A 1,160-nucleotide genomic window follows, 5' to 3' on the forward strand; every position below is an offset into this window, starting at 1 on the left:
AAGTACATGCACTGGCTTATGCGGGTACGCCAATGTGTTTCTGGCCAGCACCTGGTATTCCTCACCGCCACACAGTGGTGGATGTCACGGATGAATTGGCGAAAGATGCGGCGGCCCGTCTTGGCTTTGAACACTATTCTTCTGACTGGCGCAAAGTCGTGGAAGATCCTGAAATCGATGTAATCGACATCGTGACACCAAATGACTCCCATGCGGAAATCGCGATTGCCGCTGCCAAAGCAGGTAAGCACATCATTTCCGAGAAACCGCTTGCGCGAAACGCGGCGGAAGCGAAAACGATGCTGGATGCGGTCAAAGAAGCAGGCGTAAAGCACATGGTGGCGTTCAACTACCGCCGAACACCGGCAGTTGCCCTGGCGAAAAAATACATTGAAGAAGGCAAGCTTGGGAAAATCTTAAACTTCCGCGGCACGTATTTGCAGGACTGGTCGGCTGACCCGAATTCACCGCTGTCATGGCGCTTCCAAAAAGAAAAAGCGGGCTCAGGCGCACTTGGGGATATCGGTACACACGTAATCGATTTTGCCCGCTACCTTGTCGGTGAAATTTCCGACGTCAATGCGGTGGCCAAAACATGGATCGGCGAGCGCCCGATTCAAAGCGGCGGACTGGATAAGCTTGGAACGGTCAAAGCGGACGGGGATGTACCGAAAGCGGCGGTGGATGTCGATGATGAATTTATGACCCTCGTTAAATTTGAAAACGGTGCCGTAGGCAGCATTGAAGCGACGCGCAACGCATGGGGGCGCAACAACTTCCTGACGTTTGAAATTCACGGGGAAAAAGGATCGCTGGTGTTCAACTACGAGCGCCGCGATGAGCTGCAGGTCTGCTTCTCGGATGATCCGGCAGACAGCCGCGGATTCAGAACGGTGTACACAGGCCCGGCTCACCCGTACGGTGAAGGACTGTGGCCAATTCCGGCACTCGGCATCGGCTACGGTGAAACGAAAATTATCGAAACGTATGACTTTATGAAATCCATTGCGGAAGATACAAAAGTGTCCCCTGATTTTGAAGATGGCTACCAAATTGCGGTCATTTCCGCTGCGATTTTGGAATCTGCTGAAAAAGGTCAATGGGTCAATTTGTCAAAATAGGAAATGTAGACAAAAGAGATGGAGGATGAATCTGCAGCC

General features: G+C 52.0%; 1 protein-coding gene. It reads left to right on the forward strand.

What is annotated here, in order from left to right:
• A partial coding sequence (locus BTO30_RS16760) for a levoglucosan dehydrogenase (RefSeq protein WP_075399830.1) occupies nt 1-1,121 on the forward strand: 1,121 nt, incomplete at its 5' end.
• Between the last annotated feature and the right edge of the window lie 39 nt (nt 1,122-1,160).

The sequence above is a fragment of the Domibacillus antri genome (genome assembly GCF_001936625.1).
Taxonomy (GTDB): domain Bacteria; phylum Bacillota; class Bacilli; order Bacillales; family Domibacillaceae; genus Domibacillus; species Domibacillus antri.